This is a genomic window from Blastochloris sulfoviridis, assembly GCF_008630065.1.
Taxonomy (GTDB): Bacteria; Pseudomonadota; Alphaproteobacteria; order Rhizobiales; family Xanthobacteraceae; genus Blastochloris; species Blastochloris sulfoviridis.
This window is the reverse complement of the sequence record NZ_VWPL01000085.1, coordinates 1-506: the sequence shown is the minus strand read 5'-3', so window position 1 is coordinate 506 and position 506 is coordinate 1. Positions and strand designations below refer to the sequence as shown.

General features: G+C 63.0%; 1 protein-coding gene. It reads left to right on the top strand.

What is annotated here, in order from left to right; translation table 11 throughout:
• Positions 1 to 307 precede the first annotated feature (307 nt).
• Positions 308 to 506 (top strand): hypothetical protein (locus F1193_RS17345; RefSeq protein WP_210247400.1); only part of this gene is annotated, 199 nt, incomplete at its 3' end.

Genomic DNA, 506 nt, shown 5'->3' with positions numbered 1-506 from the left:
CGCGATCATCCCTGCGAGCCGGCTGCCGAACTACATTCCCGGCGAGATCCCCGATCCCTCGCCGCCCCGCCGCAAGGGGGAATAGGCCGAAGGCTGCGCGGGCCGGCGATACCGTCAGCCGGCCCGCCTAAGCCCCCCATACAGTGCAAAAAATCGGCATCGGGTTTCAGAACGATCCGCGGAAACGAGACTTCTTCGAGAGCATTGTTCGATCAAACCGCATCCTACCCGGATGAAGCGAATTAGGCTGTGAGCCCACAGAAGGATCCCGGTTACGCATCTTGCTCTGCCAATTTCAGGAGGCGGTATGGCATTGGGCGTCCTGACAGCGGCCCTTACGGCGGACCACTTGGACGCGGCGCAGCTTGATGCGCACGGGCCTTCCGTCTGGCGTCGCCTCGACAGACGCAATGTTCCATGTACGACCGCGCTGCGTTTTCGTGCGCCAGCACGCACGCCTCGCGGAAACGTCCTGCAGGGCGACGTGACCATGCCGCAGATCACGT